General features: G+C 61.9%; 18 protein-coding genes and 1 pseudogene. 13 read left to right on the forward strand and 6 right to left on the reverse strand.

What is annotated here, in order from left to right:
• The first annotated feature begins 2 nt into the window (after positions 1-2).
• Positions 3-524, forward strand: coding sequence for a hypothetical protein (locus AC1DYF_RS33740; RefSeq protein ID WP_477882396.1), 522 nt, complete (start codon positions 3-5; stop codon positions 522-524).
• 247 nt (positions 525-771) lie between these two features.
• On the opposite strand, the gene AC1DYF_RS33745 is transcribed toward AC1DYF_RS33740, so the two are convergent.
• Entirely contained in the window at positions 772-1,206 is a 435-nt protein-coding gene (locus tag AC1DYF_RS33745; RefSeq protein ID WP_477882461.1) for a hypothetical protein, read from the reverse strand.
• Positions 1,207-1,470: 264 nt separating this feature from the next.
• On the opposite strand from AC1DYF_RS33745, the gene nanR reads away from it, so the two are divergent.
• The 10 genes from nanR (at position 1,471) to AC1DYF_RS33795 (ending at position 14,522) form a co-directional block, all read left to right on the forward strand.
• Positions 1,471-2,229: a transcriptional regulator NanR gene (gene nanR, locus AC1DYF_RS33750; protein ID WP_477882397.1), complete on the forward strand. Its 759-nt coding sequence runs from the start codon at positions 1,471-1,473 to the stop codon at positions 2,227-2,229.
• Between the two features lie 72 nt (positions 2,230-2,301).
• Entirely contained in the window at positions 2,302-3,570 is a 1,269-nt protein-coding gene (locus AC1DYF_RS33755) for a ribulose-bisphosphate carboxylase large subunit family protein (RefSeq protein ID WP_477882399.1), read from the forward strand.
• A 52-nt stretch (positions 3,571-3,622) separates the two neighbouring features.
• The gene (locus tag AC1DYF_RS33760; RefSeq protein ID WP_477882401.1) at positions 3,623-4,468 is read left to right on the forward strand and encodes a phosphogluconate dehydrogenase C-terminal domain-containing protein; all 846 of its coding nucleotides are present in this window, start codon (positions 3,623-3,625) and stop codon (positions 4,466-4,468) included.
• Complete coding sequence (locus AC1DYF_RS33765) at positions 4,452-5,351, forward strand: sugar phosphate isomerase/epimerase family protein (RefSeq protein ID WP_477882402.1); 900 nt, start codon at positions 4,452-4,454, stop codon at positions 5,349-5,351. The genes AC1DYF_RS33760 and AC1DYF_RS33765 overlap by 17 nt, the downstream gene beginning before the upstream one ends.
• 78 nt (positions 5,352-5,429) lie before the next feature.
• Complete coding sequence (locus AC1DYF_RS33770) at positions 5,430-6,452, forward strand: substrate-binding domain-containing protein (protein WP_477882404.1); 1,023 nt, start codon at positions 5,430-5,432, stop codon at positions 6,450-6,452.
• A 173-nt stretch (positions 6,453-6,625) separates the two neighbouring features.
• Positions 6,626-8,293, forward strand: coding sequence for a sugar ABC transporter ATP-binding protein (locus AC1DYF_RS33775; protein ID WP_477882405.1), 1,668 nt, complete (start codon positions 6,626-6,628; stop codon positions 8,291-8,293).
• Positions 8,175-8,972: an ABC transporter permease gene (locus AC1DYF_RS33780; protein WP_477882462.1), complete on the forward strand. Its 798-nt coding sequence runs from the start codon at positions 8,175-8,177 to the stop codon at positions 8,970-8,972. Before AC1DYF_RS33775 ends, AC1DYF_RS33780 begins: the two co-directional genes overlap by 119 nt.
• The gene (locus tag AC1DYF_RS33785) at positions 8,969-9,961 is read left to right on the forward strand and encodes an ABC transporter permease (RefSeq protein ID WP_477882407.1); all 993 of its coding nucleotides are present in this window, start codon (positions 8,969-8,971) and stop codon (positions 9,959-9,961) included. The genes AC1DYF_RS33780 and AC1DYF_RS33785 overlap by 4 nt, the downstream gene beginning before the upstream one ends.
• Before the next feature lie 275 nt (positions 9,962-10,236).
• Positions 10,237-11,355, forward strand: a complete 1,119-nt coding sequence (locus tag AC1DYF_RS33790; protein WP_477882408.1) for an efflux RND transporter periplasmic adaptor subunit — start codon at positions 10,237-10,239, stop codon at positions 11,353-11,355.
• Positions 11,352-14,522 carry an efflux RND transporter permease subunit gene (locus tag AC1DYF_RS33795; protein WP_477882410.1) on the forward strand — a complete coding sequence of 1,057 codons (3,171 nt, stop codon included), beginning with the start codon at positions 11,352-11,354 and terminating at the stop codon, positions 14,520-14,522. The genes AC1DYF_RS33790 and AC1DYF_RS33795 overlap by 4 nt, the downstream gene beginning before the upstream one ends.
• A gap of 18 nt (positions 14,523-14,540) precedes the next feature.
• On the opposite strand, the gene AC1DYF_RS33800 is transcribed toward AC1DYF_RS33795, so the two are convergent.
• Entirely contained in the window at positions 14,541-15,191 is a 651-nt protein-coding gene (locus AC1DYF_RS33800) for a TetR/AcrR family transcriptional regulator (RefSeq protein ID WP_477882412.1), read from the reverse strand.
• Between the two features lie 223 nt (positions 15,192-15,414).
• Between AC1DYF_RS33800 and AC1DYF_RS33805 the strand changes: the two genes are divergently transcribed.
• On the forward strand, positions 15,415-16,617 hold the full coding sequence (locus AC1DYF_RS33805) for an HlyD family secretion protein (RefSeq protein WP_477882413.1): 1,203 nt from the start codon (positions 15,415-15,417) through the stop codon (positions 16,615-16,617).
• Between the two features lie 39 nt (positions 16,618-16,656).
• A pseudogene (locus AC1DYF_RS33810) lies at positions 16,657-18,246 on the forward strand (DHA2 family efflux MFS transporter permease subunit); the annotation flags it as partial.
• A gap of 97 nt (positions 18,247-18,343) precedes the next feature.
• On the opposite strand, the gene AC1DYF_RS33815 reads toward AC1DYF_RS33810, so the two are convergent.
• From AC1DYF_RS33815 to AC1DYF_RS33830, 4 genes are all read right to left on the reverse strand, one after another.
• Positions 18,344-19,078: an SDR family oxidoreductase gene (locus tag AC1DYF_RS33815; protein WP_477882415.1), complete on the reverse strand. Its 735-nt coding sequence runs from the start codon at positions 19,076-19,078 to the stop codon at positions 18,344-18,346.
• 3 nt (positions 19,079-19,081) lie between these two features.
• Positions 19,082-19,858: a 2-keto-4-pentenoate hydratase gene (locus AC1DYF_RS33820; RefSeq protein WP_477882417.1), complete on the reverse strand. Its 777-nt coding sequence runs from the start codon at positions 19,856-19,858 to the stop codon at positions 19,082-19,084.
• 216 nt (positions 19,859-20,074) lie between these two features.
• Complete coding sequence (locus AC1DYF_RS33825) at positions 20,075-21,736, reverse strand: ABC transporter ATP-binding protein (protein ID WP_477882418.1); 1,662 nt, start codon at positions 21,734-21,736, stop codon at positions 20,075-20,077.
• 7 nt (positions 21,737-21,743) lie between these two features.
• Positions 21,744-22,874 (reverse strand): ABC transporter permease, encoded by a 1,131-nt coding sequence (locus AC1DYF_RS33830; protein WP_477882463.1) that lies wholly within the window; start codon positions 22,872-22,874, stop codon positions 21,744-21,746.
• Between the last annotated feature and the right edge of the window lie 4 nt (positions 22,875-22,878).

The following is a 22,878-nucleotide window of genomic DNA, read 5'->3' on the forward strand; positions in this document are numbered from 1 at the left end:
AAATGCCGATAGGATTGCTTTTTCTCATCCAACTCATTCTTGGCTATGTCGTGTGGCTGCTTTGCTTCGGGACCTATCTGCTGCCCAGGCTCAAATCGATGGACCGCCTGCAGGCGCATCGGGTGATCGCCACGTTGCACAGCTTCCGCTTCTTCGGCCTGGTCTTCCTCGTGCCCGGGGTCGTTGGCCCGGATCTGCCTGCCGGTTTCGCGCCAGCCGCCGCCTATGGCGATTTCGCCACCGGCGTGCTGGCCATTCTGGCGCTGCTGACGGTGCGGATTGCTCCGCTCTTCTGGGGCTTCGTCGTCGCCTTCAATTTGGTTGGCGTCGGTGATCTCATCATCGACTACTGGCACGCCGTTCTCGGTGGACTGCCGGATCACGCTGGCGCGCTGGGCGCCGCCTATGTGATCCCGATCCTCTATGTGCCCTTGCTGATGATCACCCACGGGCTGGCGCTCTACTGGCTGGCGCGTCCCCGGACCAGTGCGGCGATGTCGCCGCCCGTCCGGAACATGCTTTGAGAGAGATATCCCTGAGCGTTCGCCCCTTCATTGTGATCGGATCGCTTCAGTGTATGGGCGCGAACCGGCGGCAGTCACGACAGATCCTGCGAACAGGGATTGTGCAATGTGGCGCACAGGCGGTTCCCAGCAGCCGACGCGATCTCGGAGATCGTCGGTTACCATGAAAAAGAGTGTCTGGCGCGCGACAAACCATCCGCGCCGGCCGACGTGTTCGAGGATCGAACAGCGCCGACACAGGTGAATCTCAAAGGCCGAACACAGCGCCCAATCGCGTCAGGAAGCCTATCACCGGCCTCAGCATGGCGCGAATGCAGCGGGCGGCATCGGCGCCACGCACCGTCGTTCCGAAACGGCAGTAGCAGGTCACGTCGTGCAATTGCCCGTCGCTCAGCTCAAAGAACCGTTTCGCCTCGCCAAAGGTGTCATTTTGCAGACCGGCTGCACGCAGGATCGGGTCGCTGAAAGCGACCGAAATCGGTGACGTGTCGCAGCGCATCATCGCTCTTGTCTCGCGCGATTGATGTTCCGTTTCATGAAGGGTTTCGAAATGTTGATCGGGTGTCTTTTCGAGAAGCTCCGCCCAGCGTTCCAGGCGCTCGCGCCGGGACATTGCAGCAGGCTGCCAGGTTTGCTCAACTGCGCCCAGTTCTCGCAACTGTTCGAGTGTTTGGTGTTTCATTTCCGCCTCCTTGGAGTGCGCTGACCGCCGTTCTTGCCGGCAGGGATCTAACAGAGGCGATGCCTTGCTGGTTCCCATCAAGGGCAGCGATTTTCTCATCGTCATGCGAATGCCCAATGGGCTTTGACCAACGATCGACGCCATCGTGTGGAAAATATAGACGGCATGTCATCATATGAGTAGTGTTCGCGCGTGGGAGATATTTTCATATCCGGCCTTGTTTTTGTTCCGGCGGCGTGAATCCTGAAACTTGGCGTCGACCTGATGATGAAGAGGACTCCGATGGAGCCGGTGCAAAAGAAGAAGCTTTATGTCGAAGTGCTCGACCGGATCATGTCGGCGATCTCGACGTCGGAATTTCCGCCTGGCTCGCAATTGCCGTCCGAGAAAGAATTGATGGTAATGATCGGCGTCGGCCGTCCGGCGATCCGCGAGGCGATGCAGGCGCTGCAGCAGATGGGGCTGATCCGGATTTCGCATGGCGAACGTGCCCGGGTGATCAATCCGACGGCCGAGGTGATTGTCGCGCAAATCTCGTCGGCGATGATCATGATGCTGTCGACCAATCCACGTGGTCTCGAAGAATTAAAAGAAATCAGGCTCTTGTTGGAGGTCGGGTTGGCCAGGATGGCGACCCGGCGGGCGAGTGCGCGCGATCTCGACCGCCTGGCCGAGGCGCTTAAGCAACTCAAGGAGGCTCGCGGCGACAATTCTCGTTTCGTCGCGGCCGACATGAATTTTCATGTCGTCATCGCCGAGATGAGCGGCAATTCCATGATTGCGGCGGTGTCGAAGGGCATGCTCGACTGGCTGTCACGCTTCAAGCGCGAGTTGGTGTCGGTCAAGGGCGCGGAGCGGCTGACCATCGAGGAGCATGAGCGGATCTACAAGATGATCGCCGCCGGCGATCCGGAGGCGGCCGCCAAAGCGATGGAAGATCATATCGGCCGGTCCAGCGAGCTCTACACCAAATATGCCGCAAAGCCCATGGCCACGGAAATGGACGATCACGACGGATCGTAGAACTCATATGATGACATGATTGGATTTTGATGCTAATCGTAGGCTCGGAGTGAGTGAGCATATGATGACATCATGCCCAGCCGGTTCCACGCGACCTATCTGATCGAGACGCGCTACCCCCTCGAAGCGGCTGCCTCCGCCATGGCCGGAGAACAGTCGAGCGGAACGTTCATGCCCCTGGCGCAGGAGACGCCGGAGCTCATTGCCCGTTTCGGCGCCCGCGTCGAAGGGATCGAGGATCTTGGCGAAGTGACCGGTGAAGCCCTGCCGCTGTCGCGTCCGCCGAGATCCCATCCTTCGGCGCGGCCGCGTCGGGCCAAGGTGCATCTTTCATGGAATATCGAGAACACCGGCAGAGTGCTGTCGTCCGTCTGGTCGACGGTGCTCGGCAACCTGTTCGAACTGCATCATTTCTCGGCAATGAAGCTCATCGATCTGACGCTGCCGGATGATTTCGCCGATGCCTATCCCGGTCCGGCATTCGCCATCGAGGGAACCAGGCGGCTGACAGGCGTCGCCAAGGGGCCGGTGATCGGCACGATCATCAAGCCGAGCGTCGGTCTGACGATCGAACAGACGGCGGAACTCTGCGATAGGCTGATCGCCGCCGGGCTCGATTTCATCAAGGATGATGAGCTGATGGGCGATCCGCCATATTCGCCCTTCGCCCAGCGTTTCGAGGCGGTAATGCAGGTGATCGACCGGCACGCCGATCGGACCGGCCGCAAGGCCATGCATGCGGCCAATATTTCCGGCGATATCGACACCATGCGGCGGCAGCTCGACCTGATCGAGAAACGTGGCGGCACCTGCGCCATGCTGGTGCTCAATTCCGTCGGCCTCTCCGGCGTGATCGAGATGCGCCGCCATTCCGGCGTCGCCATCCATGGCCATCGTGCCGGGTGGGGCATGTTCAGCCGCTCGCCGGATATCGGCATGAGCTATGTCGCCTACCAGAAATTCTGGCGGCTCGCCGGCGTCGACCACCTGCATGTCAACGGCCTCTCCAACAAGTTCTGCGAGCCCGACGATTCCGTCATCGCCTCGGCGCGCGCCTGCCTGACGCCGATGTTCGAACGGCCAGGGCGGCCGGATATCGTCATGCCGGTGTTTTCGTCTGGCCAGTCGGCGGTGCAGGCGGCGGAGACTTATGCGCGGCTCGGCAGTGACGACCTGATCTATTGCTGCGGCGGCGGCATCATGGCGCATCCGGACGGCGTCGAAGCCGGGGTGCGCAGCCTGCGTCAGGCCTGGGACGCGGCAGCGGCCGGAATTCCGGCAGCAGACTATGCGAAATCGCATCCGGAATTGGCGTCTGCGCTCGCCTCCTTCGCGAGTTGAGCCGGATCATCTGAGTGCGCCAGAGGGCGCGGAGGAGAAAGGGAGTATCACTATGGCAATGTCAGTCGCCGTGCTCGGTGCCGGCGGAAAAATGGGCTTTCGGGTGACCAGGAAGCTTGTCGATGCGGGCTACGATGTCCGCGCGGTCGAGATCGGCGATGCCGGCCGGCAGAAGCTTTCCGAGGCCGGCATCACGGCGGTCGGCATGGATGACGGCGTGCCGGGGGCCAAGGTGGTGGTCATGGCGCTGCCCGACAATCTGATCGGCCAGGTGGCGCGGCAGATTTCGCCCAAGGTCGCTTCGGGCAGCATGCTGGTCATTCTCGATGCCGCTGCGCCCTATGCCGAGGACCTGCCCAGGTACCGGCCGGACCTCACCTATTTTGTCGGTCATCCCTGTCATCCGCCGCTCTTTGGCGACGAGACGGAATGGGCGGCGCGGCGCGATTATCATGGCGGCATTGCCAGGCAATCGATCGTCTGCGCGCTGATGCAGGGGCCGGAGGAGCACTATACGCTGGGTGAGGAAATCTGCCGAGCCATGTGGTCGCCGATCATCGATTGCCATCGCGTCACGGTCGAACAGCTCGCAATCCTCGAACCGGGCCTGTCGGAAATGGTCGCCATGCCCTTCGTCGACACCATGGTCGAGGCGGTGGAGGAATGCGAGAAGAAATACGGCATTCCGCGCAAGGCGGCGCTGGATTTCCTCATCGGCCACCTCAATGTCGAGATCGCCATGTGGTTCGGCTTCTCGCCGAAAGTGCCGTCGGATGCAGCGCTCAGGCTGATGCGCTTCGCCAAGGGCGTCGTGGTGCGGGAGGATTGGCGCGAGGCGCTGTCGCCCGCCAAGGTCAAGGAAGCCTCGGAACTGATCGTCTATGGCAAAGGCACCTGAGAGAGGGGGAGGCGGTCGGATCGTCTCGATCTCGACCGTGCTCTTCGATGGCTATCCGATGGAAGCGGCGATCGCCGAGATCGCCGGCTGCGGCGCACGCTATGTCGAGCCGGCCTTTATCAAAGGCTATGTCGATTTCGACGAGACCGCGTTTTCCTCCCGGCCCGCCCGGCAGCTCCGCACGATGATCGAGGCGGCGGGGCTCAAAGTGCATGCCGTCTCTGCCCACATGGACCTGTCTTGCGCCGACGCCATGGTCATGCTCGACCGGCGGATCGGATTTGCCACAGATATCGGCGCGCAAGTGCTGATCACCAATGCCGGACCGGCTCAGGGGTGCGACAGGATTATCGATGTCATCCGGTCGCAACTGCCCAGGCTCGAAGCCTGGGGCGGCATGCTGGCGCTGGAAAATCCGGGCCACGGGTCCGGCGACCTGATCGGCAATGCGGCGGAGGGCAGGGCGCTGGTCGATGCGATCGGCTCGCCGTATGTGCGGCTCAATCACGACGCTGCCAATGTCTTCACCTATAGCCGTGAAGCGCTGCAGCCTGCCGATGACTACCGTCGCGCGTCCGATGCCATCGGGCATGTTCATTTCAAGGACGTGGAGGCCACGCCGGAGGGCTGGTGGTTCTGCGCCATCGGCTTGGGCGACGTCGACCTTGCCTCCTATCTCGCTGTCATTCCGGAGAGGATGCCGCTCAGCCTCGAGCTGCCGCTCCGGCTCAAACGTCCTGGCCGTGGCGATCCGCGCCGGGCGGTTGAGCCAAAACCGCTTGGCGCGCTTCGTGCCGCTTTGGCGCAATCACTGGATTTCATCAACGATCGGGGCAAAGAGCCCCGTCGAAATTTATCCATTGACGACAAGACGCTTACGTGATTGGTGTACTGGTATGATGTGTTAATGAGATGGTGACCATGGAGGATGGTCGCCAAACCCCAAACGGAGGAGAAACAAATGAAGAAACTACTCATGGCGTCGCTTGCTGGAGCGGCTCTCTGCCTGTCGATGGCGCTGCCCGCGGCGGCATCGAAGGACAAGCCGGTCATCGCGCTGTCGAACGCCTATTACGGCAATACCTGGCGCCATCAGATGGTCGAAGCCTTCGAGGCGGCGGCCAAGCAGGCCAAGACCGATGGCAAGATCGCCGACTATATCATCATGAACGGTGACGGTTCGGTGGCGCAGCAGAACAGCCAGTTGGGCGAACTGATCCTCAAGGGCGTCGACGTTCTTCTGGTCGACGCCGCCTCCGAAACCGCCGTCAATGGTGTGATCGGCAAGGCCTGCAAGGCCGGCATTATCGTCATTTCGTTCGACTCGGTGGCATCGGCCCCGTGCAATTACCAGCTTAATTTCGATTTCAAGGGCTATAAGGCTGAGCAGGCCGAAGCCGTGTTCAAGATGCTCGGCGGCAAGGGCAATGTGATCCAGGTGCGCGGCGTCAAGGGCTCGGCGCCGGACAACGACATGTACAACGCGCAGAAATCGACGCTGGCGAAATACCCGAACATAAAGGTCGTGGCCACGGTCTATGGCCAGGCGACGGCTTCCGTGGCGCAAGCCGCGATCACCAATGTGCTACCGTCGCTGCCGCATGTCGATGCCGTTCTCGGCCAGGGCGGCTCGGACGATGTCGGCATTGCCCAGGCCTTCCAGCAATATGGTGGCGAATATAACGGCCATATGCCGGTCATCGAAGGCGGCGGCGGCACCGATTTCGTCAAGTGGTGGGCCGAGGAGAACAAGAAGAACGGCTACCAGACCGTGTCGATGAACACGACGCCGGGCATTGGCGGCGCGGCCTTCTGGCTCGGTCTTGCGCTGCTCGACGGTGGCAAGGCGCCGAAGATGATGATCATGCCGGTCGCGACGGTTGATTCCTCCAACCTCGCCGACTACGCGAAGCTGCCGGGCGGCCAGATCATCAGCCCTAGCTATTCGCCGGATTGGGTGAAGCAGAACCTGCTTACCAAGTGATCATTCTCCCGAGGCGGCCGGTGCTCGCGCATGTCTCCCGAAAGTGGTCACCAGTTTCGGGATAAAGACATGCGCAAAACCAGAAAGCTAAAGCGCAAATGCGCTTTAGCTGGTCGCCTCGGCATTTCCAGCACCTGTTCACCTGCCGGCTCTGCGCTGGACGAGAAAGGGCGATGGCGGATATCCTGACCTTGAACCACAACGATGAAAGCACCGGCGCAGTCATGATCGAGCGTCAACCCGATCTCAGCGAACGTGCGCCGATCGTGTCGCTCAAGGCGATCGTCAAGGCCTACGGGCCGACGCTTGCCAATGCCGGCATCGACCTGACCATCCGGCCCGGCGAGGTCATCGGCCTGATCGGCGGCAATGGCGCCGGCAAGTCGACGCTGATGAAGATCCTCTGCGGTGCGGTGCGTCCCGATTCCGGCGAGATTGCCTTCGATGGTCGGCCGATCGACACCTCTGCCTATGGCCCCGCGGACGCGCAGAAACATGGCGTGCGCATGGTGCACCAGGAACTGTCGCTTTGCGGCAATCTCTCGGTCGCGGAGAATTTCTATCTCGAAACCCCTGAAAACACCGGCCTGCCGGGCTGGCGCGGGCGCTATCGCCTGCAGGCCGGCAAGATGCTGGCAAACGTCTTTGAAAATTCGTCCATCGATCCCAATGCCGAAGTCGGCCACCTGACCATCGGCGAGCGGCAGATGGTCGAGATCGCCCGCGCGGCGGCGACATCAGGCGTTCGCCTGGTCGTGCTCGACGAGCCGACCTCGTCGCTTGACCAGGAGCGTTCGCGCCAGCTTCGCGCCTATATCCGCAAGCAATCGGCGGCAGGCACCGCCATCATCTTCATTTCGCACAAGCTGCAAGAGGTGATCGATATCGCCACGCGCGTCGTGGTGCTGCGCAACGGCGCGCTTGCCTGGACAGGCGAGGCCGCCGATGCCTCAATCGAAAAGCTCGTGCAACTGATGGGCGGCAATGTCGAGGCCATCCGCGCAACCGGCGAGCGCCGGGCTGCCGCATCCGGCAGCGCCGTCATCCGCCTTTCCGGCGCGCTCACCGAGCCGCTCGGCCGCGATGTCGAGATCCGGGCAGGCGAGATCATCGGCCTTGCCGGTCTCGAAGGCAGCGGCCAGAAGGAAGTGCTGCACGCCATTTTCGCCCCGCATGGCCATGATATCAGCCGTACCGTCGGGGCGAGCTTCATTGCCGGCGACCGCGCCAAAGAAGGCGTCTTTCCGCTGTGGAACGTGCTCGGCAATATTTCGATCGGCCGCATCGCCGCGCGCCAGCCGCTGGCCCATGTCTCCGACGAGGCGGAGCGGCGCGCAGCGCTCGATCCGGCGGCGGACCTGCGGCTGGCGGAAAGCCGGCTGCCGTCCAACATTCTCGAACTCTCGGGCGGCAACCAGCAGAAGGCGCTGGTGGTGCGAGCGCTGGTCGCCGATGCGCCGATCATCCTTCTCGATGACCCGACGCGCGGCGTCGACATTGCCACCAAGCAAGACTTTTATCGTATCTGCAACACGATCGCCGCCGAAGGCCGCACGCTCGTCTGGCTCTCGACCGAGGATGCCGAACTGCTGACCGCCGATCGCGTGCTGGTGTTTTCTGGCGGCAGGATCGTCGATGAACTGGTCGGCGAGAACATTACCGAGGCGGCAATCGTCGCGGCCTCCTTTGCCCATCGGGCTCGACCTGCTGCTGATGCCGGCTTTGTCGCTGGTGCTGGTGGCGGTGGCGCAGATGTTCGTCATCGGCGGCAGCGAGATCGATCTCGGTGTCGGCGCGTTTACCGGGCTGATCAGCGTACTGAGTGCGACGCTGCTCTATGACCAGCCACTTTATGGCGCGCTGGCGATTGTCGCGGCTCTGATCGCCTATGCAGGACTGGGCGTGCTGATCGAAGCCCGCAAGATTCCGGCGATCGTCGTTACGCTGGGCGCGTCCTTCATCTGGATTGGCATCGGCTATTCGCTGCAGCCGACTCCCGGCGGCGCCAGCCCCGACTGGCTCACGCAGGCGGTCGGCTGGTCGATCGGCAGCCTGCCGACCTCGATCATCCTCATTCTCGTCGTTGCCGTGATCGCCATGTTCATCGACCGGACGCCGCTCGGCGTCACCCTGCGCGGCTTCGGCGCCAATCCCGGCGCCATGGTCAAGTCGGGCTGGAAGCCGGTGCGCTATGCGCTGATCCGCTACCTGATTTCCGGCCTGTTCGCCGGCGTGGCGGGCATGTCGCTGACGGCCATCAACACCGCGAGCGACATCAATTCCGGCAATTCCTATACGCTGCTCAGCGTCGCAGCCGTGGTGATGGGCGGATCGAGCCTGATCGGCGGCATCATCTCGCCAGCCGGCGTCGTGGCCGGCGCGATCACACTGTCGCTGATCGGCGCGCTGCTCGGCGTGCTCAACGTCTCCAGCGACTACAATGCCGCAACGCAAGGCCTGCTGCTGATAACGCTGCTCGCGTTCCGGAGCCTTGTGGCCGAGAGAAGGAGCAAGGCATGAAGGGCTTTTCCGACTTTGGCGGTTGGGCGCAGCAGAACCGCTGGATCTGGTCGGCGGCGGCTGTCGTCATTCTCTGGCTGATCCTATCCTTCGTCACCAGCCGTTTCAGTCTGTCCAACCTCTCCGGCATCATCCTCTCCGCCGCCTTCCTGACACTGATCGGTCTGGGGCAGATGTTCGTGGTGACGACCGGGCGCGGCAATATCGATCTCTCGATCGCCTCCGTGCTGACGCTGAATGCCTATGTGGCGCTGATCGTCATCCACGGCGATGACGCCAACCTGTGGCTGGGCCTGGCGGCCGCCGCTGTGCTCGGCCTGGCGATCGGCTTGTTCAATGCCTTTTTCGTGGTCATGCTGCGTATTCCGGCCATCATCGCCACGCTCGCCACAGGCTATATCCTGGCGACGGCGACGCTGAAAGCCAATCAGGCGATCCCGGGCTTTGCCGTCAGCCCGGCGCTCAAATATATTGCCGGCACCCGCATCGCCGGCTTCCCGATCATGTCGATGATTGCTTTCGTGGCGGTATGCGTCACGGCTTACATCCTCAAATACACCGCGTTTGGCCGCAAACTCTCGGCTGTCGGACAAAGCCGCGATGCGGCGCGGCTGGCCGGCGTACGCTCGGGGGGGATCATCACCTCGGCCTTCGTCATTTCGGCGCTGATCGCATCCTTCACCGGCCTGCTGCTCGGCGCCTATGTCGGCGGCGCGTTCCTCGAAATGGGCCAGCCCTATCTGCTGCAATCCGTCGCCGCGGTCGTCCTGGGCGGCACGCTGATCTTCGGCGGCTCGGCGACGGCGCTCGGCACCCTGTTCGCCTCCATCCTGCTGATCCTGATCGTCACGCTGATGCAGATCCTGGGCCTGCCGCCCGGCGCGCAAGACATGGTGCAGGGCGTGGTTGTCATTCTGGTGCTGGCGCTTGCCGGCAGAGAAGCGGGCCGCCGGCGTGCAGCTCCAGCGAAGGTGCAGAAGGCCGGTTGAAGCGACTACGCGGCTAAAGCGCAAGACCTTTTGTCCGCTTGGTATCAATCTGCCATTTTTGCGTGATCCGTCCCCAAAGGCGAGGCGCTGATAGCCGTCCTCTGTGATGACAATCCCGCACCGCAACATGCCCACTTGTAATTTTCCTCCGAGGCTTGCATGTTCTACGCGCTGGATTTGATTGCCGACGGCCTGATCTCACACGTGGGGGTATGGGAATGCGCAAGTGTCTGTTTTCGGCCTATAATTTACTTCTTCCGCTGTTTTTTTGTCTGATGGCTGTGCCTGCTTCGGCGCAGCAGGGACCGCCGCCGGTGACTGTCGCCAAGCCGGTCGTGCGTGATGTCGTCGACAATGACGAATTCGTTGGCCGTTTTGACGCTGTGGATGAAGTGGCTGTCCGGGCTCGCGTTGGCGGCTATCTGCAGGAAGTGCATTTCACCGATGGATCACTGGTCAAGAAGGGCGATCTGCTGTTCGTCATCGACCAGCGGCCGTTTACCATCGCGCTCGATCAGGCCAAGGCGCAGCTCGATGCCGCCAAGGCCAGCGAGACTTATGCCGAGGCGCAATACAAGCGTGCCGAGGGCCTGTCCAACAGTGCCGCCCAGTCGATCTCGACACTTGAGGATCGCCGGCGTGAATTGCTCTCCTCGCAGGCCAATGTCCGGGCCGCGCAGGCGACGGCGGACCGTGCTGCGCTCGACCTTGAATATACCAAGATCACCGCGCCGATCAGCGGCCGCATCGACAGGAAGCTGATCTCGGTCGGCAATCTCATCCAGGCCGACCAATCGATCCTGACGACGATCGTGACGCTCGATCCGATCGATTTCTACTTCGATGTCGACGAGCGGCGCTTGCTCAATTTCGCCAACACGGCGCGCGGCAAGGGCGACGATATCCAGCTCGGCGGCGGTGGCGTCGATGTTCTCGTCACGATCGCCGACCGCACCGCCAAGCCATTCGCGGGCAAGCTGGATTTCGCCGAGAACCGGATCGACAAGGAAACGGGCACGATGCGGCTGCGCGCCCGTTTCGACAACCCGAAGCTTATCCTGCAGCCTGGCCTCTTCGGCCGCATTCAGGTCCAGGCCTCCAATACCTATAAGGCCGTGCTCGTTCCAGATGAGGCGATCGGTTCGGACCAGAATGAGCGCGTCGTCTATGTGGTCGCTGCTGACGGCACGGTCTCGACCAAGCCGATCCGGCCTGGCCCGCGTCTCTATGGCTACCGCGTCGTGCGCGAGGGCCTGGATGGCACGGAGACCATCATCGTCAATGGCCTGATGCGCGCCCGGCCCGGCGCCAAGGTGACGCCGCAGATGATCGAGCTGCCGAAGCAGCGCGACGATATCCCGCCGGAGGCGGCAAGCATGGAGCTTGCCCAATGAGGTTCGCCCATTTCTTCATCGACAGGCCGATCTTCGCATCGGTGCTGTCCTTCGTGCTGCTGATTGTCGGCGGGCTTGCCTATTTCCAGCTGCCGGTGGCGCAATATCCCGAGATCGCCCCGCCGACCATCGTCATCCGCACCGCCTATCCGGGCGCCGACGCCGAGACGATCGCCAATACCGTGGCGACGCCGCTGGAGCAGGAGATCAACGGCGTCGAGGACATGCTCTACATGTCCTCCTATTCGACCGCGGACGGATCGATGGCGCTGACGGTGACCTTCAAGCTCGGCACCGATCTCGACAAGGCGCAGGTGCTGGTGCAGAACCGCGTCTCGATCGCCGAGCCGCGCTTGCCTGAGGATGTGCGGCGCATCGGCATCACCACGGCCAAGAGCTCGCCCGACCTGATGATGGTGATCCACATCCTGTCGCCCAATCTGCGCTATGACCAGCTCTACGTTTCCAACTATGCCCGCAGCCGCATCCGCGACCGCCTCGTTCGCCTGGATGGCGTCGGCGACGTGGTGCTGTTCGGCGAACGTGAATATTCCCTGCGCATCTGGCTCGATCCGGAGAAACTGTCGGCCTATGGCATGACGGCGTCCGACGTCGTGCAGGCGCTGCGCGACCAGAATGTCCAGGTGTCGGGCGGCCTGATCGGAGCACCGCCGACCAAGGATTACAACGCGTTCCAGTATACGGTGACGACGCAGGGGCGCTTCACCGATGCGCGGCAATTCCGCTATGTGGTGGTCAAGGCGAGCGGCAATGGGCGACTGGTGCAGTTGCAGGATGTCGCGCGCGTCGAATTGGGCGCCAAGGACTATGTGACCAACAGTTATCTCGACGGCAAGCCGGCGGTGGCGCTCGGCATATTTGCCCGGCCCGGCACCAATGCGCTGGCCGCCGCGGCCGATATCAAGAAGACCATAGCGGATATTTCCAAGGATTTCCCGCCGGGACTTACCTACGACATCATCTATAACCCGACCGAATTCATCGCGGAATCGATCAGCGAGGTCTACAAGACCATCGGCGAGGCAGCGATCCTGGTCGCCATCGTCGTGCTGATCTTCCTGCAATCCTGGCGCACGGCGATCATTCCGATCGTGGCGATCCCCGTATCGTTGATCGGTACCTTTGCTTTCCTGCTCGCCTTCGGCTTCTCGCTCAACATGCTGACCCTGTTCGGCCTGGTGCTGGCAATCGGCATCGTCGTCGACGATGCGATCGTGGTGGTCGAGAATGTCGAGCGCAATCTGGCGCTCGGCAAGACACCGCGCGAAGCAGCACATGTAACGATGAACGAAGTCGGCGTTGCGGTCGTCGCCATCTCGCTGGTGCTGATTGCGGTCTTCGTGCCCACGGCCTTCATTCCCGGCATTTCCGGCCAGTTCTACCGGCAGTTCGCGGTGACGATCTCGGTGGCCACGGCCATCTCGGCGTTCAACTCACTGACGCTGTCGCCGGCGCTCGCCGCTATCGTGCTTCGGCCGCATGAGGAGGGACACCATAGCCGCAATCCACTGAGACGCTTGGCCGATGGCTTCAACTACGGCTTCGACAGGTTGAGCACGGGCTATTCCTGGATCGTCCGGCATATGATCGGGACGGGGGCGGCGATCGCAGCATCGCTGCTGGTTTTCGCGGGCCTGCTGGCAGCGACCTATTTCATGGGCGCGAATGTGCCGCGCGGCTTCGTGCCGAGCATGGACCAGGGCTACGCTATCGTCGTCGTGCAATTGCCTGACGGAGCGTCGCTGTCGCGCACCGATGCGGTGATCAAGAAAGCGACCGAGATCATCAACACGGTTCCGGGCGTCAAGCATTCGGTCGCCTTTGCCGGCTTCAGCGGCGCCACTTTTACCAATGCGTCGAATTCGGGCGTCATCTTCACGCCCTTCGATTCATTCGAGGAGCGCCTGAAGAAGGGCGAGAGCGCAGGCGCCATTGTCGGCCAGCTCTACATGAAGTTGCAAAGCATCCAGGAAGCCTTCATCATCGCCATCCCGCCGCCGGCAATCGCCGGCATCGGCAATGGCGGCGGATTCAAGATACAGTTGATGGACCTCGAGCGCTCCGACATGAGCCGCGTGCTGGCCACCGCCTATCAGCTGATGGGCAAGGCCAACCAGACGCCGGGACTGGCCGGCGTGTTCACCACCTTCTCGGCATCGAGCCCGCAATATTTCCTCGATATCGACCGTGACAAGGCCCGCGTGCTCAACGTGCCGATCCCGAATATCTTCGATACGCTGTCGACCAATCTGGGTACGGCTTATGTAAACGATTTCAATGCGTTCGGGCATGTTTATCAAGTGCGCGCACAGGCCGACGAACGCTTCCGCAACGATCGCGAGAGCATATTGGCGCTGAAAGTGCGCTCCGCCACCGGCGCACTTGTGCCGCTCGGCACGCTGGTCGATATCCGCGACACCAGCGGCCCATCGCTTGTCCAGCACTACAACATGTATGTCTCGGTTCCGGTGCAGGGCAATCCGGCGCCGGGTTTTTCGACCGGCAGCGCGATCGAGAAAATGGAGGCGCTGGCGCATGAATTGCAGCCGCCGGGCACGACCTTCGAGTGGACCGAGCTTGCCTTCCAGGAAAAGAACACCGGCAATACGGCAGTCTATATCTTTGCGCTGTCCGTGGTGTTCGTGTTCCTGGCGCTGTCGGCGCAATATGAAAGCTGGGTTCTGCCGCTGGCGATCATCCTGATCGTGCCGCTCGCCATCCTGGCGGCGCTGATCGGTGTTTACCTGCGCGGCCAGGACAACAATATCCTGACCCAGATCGGCCTCATCGTGCTGATCGGGCTCGCGGCGAAGAACGCCATCCTGATCGTCGAATTCGCCCGCCAGGCGCAGGAGAGGGGCGAGAGCGCTGTCGAAGCTGCGATCGAGGCCTGCCGGTTACGCCTCAGGCCGATCCTGATGACCGCGTTTGCCTTCATCTTCGGCGTCGTGCCGCTGATGATCGCCACCGGACCAGGCGCCGAAATGCGTCAGGCGCTGGGCACGGCGGTGTTTTCGGGCATGCTGGGCGTGACGCTGTTCGGCCTGTTCCTGACGCCGGTCTTCTATGTCACGCTGCGTGCGCGGCGCAGGAAGTCGGAAGAGCCGATGGAGGCGGATGAGACGGTGGCAGAGAAACCGGTGTGATCGCTCCTGGCTGCACTGTTACCTCATAGCGCAGCCGTCGAGGAACAATTTGCAGCATGCACGGGCACGGGCGATGATCTCGTCGTCGGAGATTTCGCCGCGTTGGCCGAGCATCACGGCCCGTTGCGGCTCCATGGTCATCATGCCGCGCAGCATGCCGGTCGCCATCGCGACGTCGTCAAGTGCGATGGCATTCTTGTTTTGTTGAGTGGAAAGCCACTGTTCCATGGCTCGGGCGGTGCGGACGATGGCTCTATGGTAAAACACTGTCGCAAGCTCGGGAAATCTCGCGGATTCACTCATCACCAGGCGGATGATCGCGATCGTATCTTGAGAGAGCGTCAGACGGCCATAGGCGATCAGCAGCCTTTCCAGGCCTTCACGCGGTGTCAGGTCTTCCAGGCTATGTTCGTCGATGCCGACCAGAAACCTGGCGATCTGGCGTTCGACGACTTCTGAGAACAGGTCTCCCTTGGCCGGAAACAGCCGGTAGAGCGTCTTGGTCGACACACCGGCTGTTTGCGCGATGGCGGTAATATTGGCCGCGGCGAAGCCGTCTTTCTTGAAATGTTCGTTGGCGGCGTCGATGATGATGGATTTCGTGTCGTCGTCGCATCGCACCTGTGGCCGTCCGCGTGAGCGTTTGGTTGGCTCCAATTGGATATCCATGTCGGTTTCCTCAGTTTCACCTGTCTTAGACCATATTTAGGAAAATTGCAAATTTCCTTAAATGATGACGCCGGCTATCGGCTTAAATAAATACGAACATAATTATTTTCCAAATTTCCATTGACTGCGGGGCAAAAGCTCTTATTTTGGAAAATAGAGATTTTCTTTAACGCCGACGATGGTCCGGAAGTCGATGCATCGCCCGCCAACAGGAGCGAAGGAAATGGAACAGAATGTCATCGCACTGAACGACAAGATCTCCGCCAAGGCAGCGGAGCCGGCCAAGCAAGTCACTGTTCCGAGCGCGGACGCGGGCGCCACTTTGCGGACGACTGAACCGGTTGCACCGACCGCACCACCGGCGGAAACCAAGTCGCCGGCCAAGCCGCGCGGCAGGGGTTGGCTCAAGAAGGGCTTGCTGATGGCGACCGCTGCTGTGGTCATCGCCGCCGCCGGCTATTTCGGCCATCAATACTGGACCGTCGGGCGCTTCTTCGTCTCCACCGATGACGCCTATGTCAAGGCAGATAGCAGCGCCGTGGCACCCAAGGTGTCCGGCTATCTGAAGACAGTGCTTGTCGGCGATAATCAGCGGGTCAAGGCAGGGCAGGTGGTGGCCGTCATCGATGACGCCGACTATGCCACGGCGCTCGAGCAGGCAAAAGCCGACGTGGCTGCCGCAAAGGCGACCGTTGAAGCGAAGAAGGCATCGCTGGCCACACAGCAGCAGGTCATCGCTGCCGCGAGTGCATCGGTTGACATCGACCGTGCCAATGAAAAGTTCGCCGAGCAGAACGACAAGCGCTATGCCAAGCTCGCGGTAGACAAGATCGCGCCCGTGCAGACGGCGGAACTGGCTTCGTCGTCGCTCGCCGCCAACCGAGCCACGACCGCGAGAGACACCGCCTCGCTGGAGGCGGCCAGGAAGCAGGTCGTGCTGCTGCAGGCCGAAGTCGCGCAGGCGCAAGCCGCGTTGTCGCGCAGCCACGCCCTGCAGCATCAGGCGGAATTGAACCTCTCCTACTCGAAGGTGATCGCGCCGATCGACGGCGTCGTCGGCAACCGGACGCTGCGTACCGGCCAATATGTCCAGGCCGGCACGCAGTTGATGACCATCGTGCCGACGCAGGATGCCTATGTCGTCGCCAATTTCAAGGAAACGCAACTGACCGACGTCCGGCCGGGACAGGCCGTCGATATCGAAGTCGATATGTTCCCCGGCCAAGTCTATCACGGCCATGTCGACAGCATTGCGCCGGCCAGCGGCCAGGAATTCGCGCTGCTGCCGCCGGACAACGCGACCGGCAATTTCACCAAGGTCGTACAGCGCATCCCGGTCAGGATCATCCTTGATCGCAATGCCGCGATCTCGGATCTGTTGCGGCCCGGCATGTCGGTTGAGCCGAGCATCGATACCAGAACCTAAGACAGAAACCTTTGACCCGTGGTCGGGGAGGATCAAGTCATGTCGAACAGCGCAATCACGGCTGATGTCCAGGTGCGTCCCGCCTCGGCCACTCCGAAAGCCGGAACGAGGGAATGGATCGCCGTCCTCGCCGGCATGATCGGCGCATTCATGGCGATCCTCAACATCCAGATCACCAATGCCTCGCTGCTGGACATCGAAGGCGGCATCGGCACCGGCGTCGACAACGGGGCGTGGATTTCCACGTCCTATCTGATCGGTGAGATCATCGTCATTCCGCTGACGGCCTATTTCAGCAGCGTCTTTTCGTTTCGCCGCTACATGCTGATCAACACGGTGCTGTTTCCGCTGTTTTCCATGGCCTGTGCCTTCGCCCACGACCTCAACACGATGATCGTCTTGAGAGGATTACAGGGCTTTGCCGGCGGCGTGCTGATCCCGATGGCCTTCACCATGGTGCTGACCAAGCTGCCCAAGCAGCAGCAGCCGATCGGGCTGGCTATCTTCGCGCTGTCCGTCACCTTCGCGCCGGCGATCGGCCCGACCATTGGCGGTTACCTGACGGAGAACTACGGCTGGCAGACCATTTTCTTCATCAACACCATCCCGAGCGCGATCATGACCCTGGCGCTTGCTGCCACTCTGGACAAGCAGCCGATGAAGCTCGGCCTGCTCAGGGAAGGCGACTGGGCCGGCATCGTCACCATGTCGATCGGTCTTGCGGCATTCCAGACCGTGCTAGAGGAAGGCAACAAGGACGACTGGTTCTCGTCGCCATTCATCCTGAAACTCAGCATCATCGCCTTTGTTTTCCTTGCCGCTTTCATCTGGATCGAGCTCAGCGTCAAGAAGCCGCTGGTCAAGCTCAGCCTGCTGACGGAACGGAATTTCGGGCTCGGCGTGGTGGTCAATGTGCTGGTCGGCGTGGCGCTGTTCGGAACGGTTTATATTCTGCCGCAATATCTCGGCCAAGTGCAGCGCTATAATGCCGAGCAGATCGGCAGCGTGCTGGCCTGGACGGGCCTGCCGCAGTTGCTGCTGATCCCGCTGGTTCCCATGCTGATGAAGCGGTTCGATGCGCGCTATATAGCCTTTGTCGGCATCAGCATTTTCGCGCTCAGCTGTTTCATGAACATCGCGCTGTCTGCCGACAATAGCGGAGACCAGTTCTGGATTCCGAACATCGTCCGCGCCATCGGCCAGGCGCTGGTGCTGACCCCGATCACCGCGATCACCACCGCCGCGATTTCGCCGGCCGATGCTGCTGCGGCCTCGGGGCTGAGCAACATGCTGCGTAACCTCGGCGGTGCGGTCGGCACGGCGTCGCTGGGCACCATCCTGACCAAGCGCGAGCAGTTCCATTCGAACATTATCGGCCAGTCGATCACCGCCGGCCGTGCGGAAGTCCAGACCCGCATCGACCAGTTGACGTCCTATTTCATGGCGCATGGCGTCACCGATCATGCCAAGGCAACCAGCGAGGCGTTCGTGACGCTCGGTCGCATCGTCAAGCGCCAGGCGTTGATCCTGGGCTTCGGCGACACATTCGCCGTGATTGGCGTGCTGTTGGCGCTTGCGGCGATCACGGTCCTGTTCACCAGAAAAGCCGGTGTCGGCGGCGGGCAGGGGCGCATTGAGTGGCGCCTCGGCGTGCCAAATGCGAAGAAGGGATATCCGCCCGCATTCCGAATTGATCGGGACGCGGGCGTTATTTTGCTCGCATCCCTTATATCGAATGCAACAATCCGCCATCGCAGGCGATGGCCTGGCCAGTGATATAGCTGGCCCGGTCGCTCGCCAAGAAACCAGCAAGGGCGGCGAATTCCCTGGGCGTCCCGAGCCGTCCGGCCGGGATCTGGGCCGAGATCTTAGCTTCGTCGACGCCGACCTCGATCAGCCGTTCGGTCAGCGTATAGCCGGGCAGGATGGCATTTACCGTCACGCCTTTCGACGCATATTCGCGGCTGATCGTGTTGACGAGGCCATGCAGGCCGGCGCGAAAACCGTTCGACAGAGCGAGATTGGCGATCGGCTCGCGCGCGGCGACGGAGGTGATGACGATGATCCGTCCCCAGCCTTTGTCGCTCATCGAGGGCAGGGCCGCCCTGATCGCGCCGACACTGCTCATCCACAGACCCTCGAAAGCATCGCGCCAATCCTGTTCGCTGGCCTCGCCGAACTTGCGGGGCGGCGGGCCGCCGGTATTGACCACGAGGATGTCCAGCGATCCCATGTCCGCAACGCTTTGCTCGACGACGCGGCCGGCTTCGCCCGGCTTGGAGAGGTCGACTGCATAGCCCCTGGCGCCGATCTTGGCGGCAGCGGAGGTGACCCTCTCGGCATCGCGGGCGCAGATGGCGACAGTGGCGCCTTCGGCTGCAAGCTCGCTCGCGACGGCAAAGCCGAGGCCGCGCGAGCCGCCCATCACCAGCGCATTCTTCTTGGCAAGCCCGAGGTCCATGGCTCAGTCCTTCACGTCGAATGTGACGACGCCCAGTCCCTGCAGGTCGTAACGGAAGGAGCCGGCCTGTTTTGGAAATTTCGTCGTCACCAGGCTGCCGGTCAGGATGATGTCGCCAGCCTTGAGCGCGCTGCCCCGGTCAAACAGATGATTGGCGAGCCAGGCGAGCGGATTGAACGGATGGCCGAGAACATCGCGGCCATAGCCGCTGTCGAGTTCCCGGCTATCGAGGCTGACCGTGCCCTTGAGATCTTCCAGTTCCGGCCAGGGGCTTTGCCAATCGCTGAGGATGATGCCGGCGTTCCAGGCATTGTCGGCGATCAGCGAAAAAGCATCGAGCGTGGCATAGTCGGCATTGCGGTCGTCGACGATCTCGACGGCAGCGCAAACGCCGCCGACCGCCGATGCGATCGACTGGCTGGTAAACGGGCCTTCCGACGGATGAAGATCACGCGCCATCCGCACGCCAATTTCGAATTCCACGCCGAGGCGGCCATAAAGCTGGCGCTTGAGGTGAGCGCCATTCCGCTCCACCCGGTCGGCGAAGATCACGCCGGCCACCGGTGAATCGATATTGCACATCTTCTGCATTCTCGCCGATGTGAGACCGATCTTGTAGCCGATGCCTTTGCCCTGATCGCGGATATGACTGACATAATGATCCTGCACGGCATAGGCATCGTTCTGTGTCCGCACCCCATCATCTGCCCGCAGCGGCACGAATTGCCTCGATGCCAGATGATCGTCGTAAAGACGCTTGCCGGTTTCAGAATAGTTCATGGCTCCCCCATTCCGGTCTTGGGCCGACAGGGATGTCGATTCCAAGGCTGTGCGACTGCATCGAACCCAATCCTCCGTGTGAGCCCGTCATGCACATATCCAACGTCTGCGCGGCAAGCGTCAATGCCTGAATCATTTCAGGTACCATGGCCATCCGATCGATGAAGCTTGGAGCGCATGACCACCAGGCGTCACGCGCAATCTGGCCTGCCGTTCCTAGATCTTCACATCAAAGGCCGCTTTGACCAACCGGCTGGTATAGTCCGTCTGCGGGCTCGACAGCACCTGCTCGACGGGGCCTTCCTCGGCGATATTGCCGTGCTGCATGACGATGACCCGGTGGCACAGCGCGCGCACCACTTTGAGGTCGTGCGAGATGAACAGGTAGCTCAGGCCGCGTTCCGCCTGCAGCTTGCGCAGCAGGTCGATGATCTGCGCCTGGACGGAGAGGTCGAGCGCCGATGTCGGCTCGTCGAGCAGGATGAATTCCGGTTCGACGGCGATGGCCCGGGCGATGGCGACACGCTGGCGCTGGCCGCCGGAGAATTCGTGCGGGAAGCGGGACAGGATGTTGGTCGGCAGGCCGGCGCTGGCAAGCGCGTCGCGGACGCGCTCCAAGCGCTCCGCCTTGGTCGCGCCGATACCGTTGACCACCAGCCCTTCCTCGATGATCTGGCCGATGGTCATGCGCGGATTGAGCGACGAGAACGGGTCCTGGAAGACGACCTGCATGCGGCTGCGCAACGGCCGCATTTGCTCCCGCGAATTTTTGGTGATCGGCGCGCCTTCGAACAGCACCTCGCCGCCGTCCATGTGGATCAGGCGCAGCAGCGCCTGGCCAAAGGTCGTTTTACCGGAGCCGGATTCGCCGACGAGGCCGAGCGTCTCGTGTCTCCGGAGCGCGAGGCTGAGATTGTTGACCGCCACCAATTCCTTATATTCCGGGTGGAAGAAGCCGCCGGATTTCAGCGTATAGGCGACACGGACGTTGCGGCCTTCGAGCACGATGGGAGAGTCGTCGGGGATGGGATTGGCGTGTCCGCGCGGCTCCGAGCCGAGAAGATGGCGGGTATATTCATGACGCGGGTTCTGGAACAGGGTCTCGGTCGTGTTGTGTTCCTTCACCTCGCCGCGGCGCATCACATAGACATAATCGGAGAATTGCCTGACGACGGTGAGGTCGTGCGTGATCAGCATCACGGCCATGCCGTGAGTCTTCTGCAGGTCGCGGATCAGGTTGAGGATCTGCGCCTGCACGGTGACGTCGAGCGCCGTGGTCGGCTCGTCGGCGATCAGCACGTCGGGATTGTTGGCGAGCGCGATGGCGATCATCACCCGCTGCCGCTGCCCGCCGGAAAGCTGGTGCGGATATTGGTCGAGCCGCGCTTCGGGATCGGGAATCCGCACCTCGTTCAGCAGCGCGAGCGCCCGTTTGCGCGCTTCGGCGCGGTTGATGCGATTATGCACACGGATTGCCTCGATGATCTGACTGCCGATCGAATAGACCGGGTTGAGCGAACTCATCGGCTCCTGGAAGATCATCGAGATGCGGTCGCCGCGCAGCGCGCGCCGCTCGCTCTTCGAGCATTTCAGCACGTCGCGACCCTTGAAATGGATCTCGGCGCCGCGCGTGATCGAGGCGCGCTTGGAGAGCAGGCCCATGATCGAGCGGGCCGTCACCGACTTGCCCGAACCGGATTCACCGACCACAGCGATGGTTTCGCCGCGATAGACATCGAAGGACACGCCTTTGACCGCCTCAACCTGTCCTGCCTCGACCTTGAAACTGACGGCGAGGTTCTTGACCGAGAGGATGGGAGGCTCGGCGCTTCCGATCTTGTCCTGCCGTTCTGGGGGTACGAATTCTTCCGTCGACATGGGCGCCTCAATAGGGATCGATGGCATCGCGCAGGCCATCGCCCAGCGCGTTGAAGGCAAAGACAGTCAGCAGCACGGCGCCGACCGGAGCGAGAATCCAGGGATAGGAACCGATCACCGAATAGGTGGACGTGTCCTGCAGCATCAGGCCCCAGGAGATCAGCGGCGGCTTGACCGCGAAACCGAGGAATCCGAGGAAGGATTCGAGCAGCACGACATTGGGGATGTTGAGCGTCACGGCGACGATCACATGGCTCATGACGTTGGGGAAAATATGCTGGAAGATGATCCGCCGATCGCTCGCGCCGATCGCCATCGCCGCCTTGACATAGTCGACACGGGCGAGCGCCAGCGTCTTGCCGCGCACCTCGCGCGACAGCTGCGCCCAGCCGAGTGCCGAGAGCAGGATGATGACGAAGGCGAGGAAGACATTGGTCGGCGCCGTCACCGGGATCAAGGACGTGAGCGCCAGGTAGAGCGGCAATTGTGGAAAGGCGAGTACCAGCTCGACGAAACGCTGCATCCAGACATCGAACCGGCCGCCGAAATAGCCCGAGACCATGCCGACCGTGGTGCCGATGACGGTGATGAAGAACACGACTGTCAGCGCGATCATCAGCGAGACGCGCGAGCCGTAGATGACGCGCGATAGCACGTCGCGGCCGAATTTGTCGGTGCCGAGGAAATGCGCCGGATCGCCATTGGTCGCGCCGAAGAAATGCCGGTTAAAGGTGAAGAGGCCCAGCACCGGATAGTCTGCGCCCTCGACGAAGAAGCCGAGCTCGGTTGGGTGATCATAATCCGGCTTCAGCAGCGGCTGGAAGGTGACGGGGTCGAGATCCTCGCTCTCGGCCAGCGGATAGATGCGCGGCCGGAAAGAAAAGGCGCCGTCCTTGCCGGTGAAATAGATGCCGTCGGGCGGCGCGTACCCGGTATCGGTGGCCTTCGGGTCGAGCGGGGCGAAGAAGGGTGCGAAGATCGACATGATCAGCAGGAGCACGACCAGGACAAGGCCGAACATGCCCGTCCAGGAGCGCCGCAGCCGACGCCAGACCAGCGCCAGATAGGTCTCGTTCTTGTGGTCCGCATGCGCCTCCGCAAGCGGTTGCTTCAATGTGTTTTCCGGCGGTGCCAGCATGGTC

This window comes from Rhizobium sp. P2_G9, from assembly GCF_056403475.1.

Bases quoted from the DNA above. Each gene is read 5' to 3' on its own strand.
- AC1DYF_RS33775 (WP_477882405.1), top strand. From the start codon at position 6,626: ATGGCGGATATCCTGACCTTGAACCACAACGATGAAAGCACCGGCGCA.
- nanR (WP_477882397.1), top strand. From the start codon at position 1,471: ATGATGAAGAGGACTCCGATGGAGCCGGTGCAAAAGAAGAAGCTTTAT.
- AC1DYF_RS33825 (WP_477882418.1), bottom strand. From the start codon at position 21,736: ATGTCGACGGAAGAATTCGTACCCCCAGAACGGCAGGACAAGATCGGA.
- AC1DYF_RS33770 (WP_477882404.1), top strand. From the start codon at position 5,430: ATGAAGAAACTACTCATGGCGTCGCTTGCTGGAGCGGCTCTCTGCCTG.
- AC1DYF_RS33805 (WP_477882413.1), top strand. From the start codon at position 15,415: ATGGAACAGAATGTCATCGCACTGAACGACAAGATCTCCGCCAAGGCA.
- AC1DYF_RS33755 (WP_477882399.1), top strand. From the start codon at position 2,302: ATGCCCAGCCGGTTCCACGCGACCTATCTGATCGAGACGCGCTACCCC.
- AC1DYF_RS33795 (WP_477882410.1), top strand. From the start codon at position 11,352: ATGAGGTTCGCCCATTTCTTCATCGACAGGCCGATCTTCGCATCGGTG.
- AC1DYF_RS33820 (WP_477882417.1), bottom strand. From the start codon at position 19,858: ATGAACTATTCTGAAACCGGCAAGCGTCTTTACGACGATCATCTGGCA.
- AC1DYF_RS33740 (WP_477882396.1), top strand. From the start codon at position 3: ATGCCGATAGGATTGCTTTTTCTCATCCAACTCATTCTTGGCTATGTC.
- AC1DYF_RS33760 (WP_477882401.1), top strand. From the start codon at position 3,623: ATGGCAATGTCAGTCGCCGTGCTCGGTGCCGGCGGAAAAATGGGCTTT.
- AC1DYF_RS33785 (WP_477882407.1), top strand. From the start codon at position 8,969: ATGAAGGGCTTTTCCGACTTTGGCGGTTGGGCGCAGCAGAACCGCTGG.
- AC1DYF_RS33815 (WP_477882415.1), bottom strand. From the start codon at position 19,078: ATGGACCTCGGGCTTGCCAAGAAGAATGCGCTGGTGATGGGCGGCTCG.
- AC1DYF_RS33745 (WP_477882461.1), bottom strand. From the start codon at position 1,206: ATGAAACACCAAACACTCGAACAGTTGCGAGAACTGGGCGCAGTTGAG.
- AC1DYF_RS33765 (WP_477882402.1), top strand. From the start codon at position 4,452: ATGGCAAAGGCACCTGAGAGAGGGGGAGGCGGTCGGATCGTCTCGATC.
- AC1DYF_RS33790 (WP_477882408.1), top strand. From the start codon at position 10,237: ATGGCTGTGCCTGCTTCGGCGCAGCAGGGACCGCCGCCGGTGACTGTC.
- AC1DYF_RS33830 (WP_477882463.1), bottom strand. From the start codon at position 22,874: ATGCTGGCACCGCCGGAAAACACATTGAAGCAACCGCTTGCGGAGGCG.
- AC1DYF_RS33800 (WP_477882412.1), bottom strand. From the start codon at position 15,191: ATGGATATCCAATTGGAGCCAACCAAACGCTCACGCGGACGGCCACAG.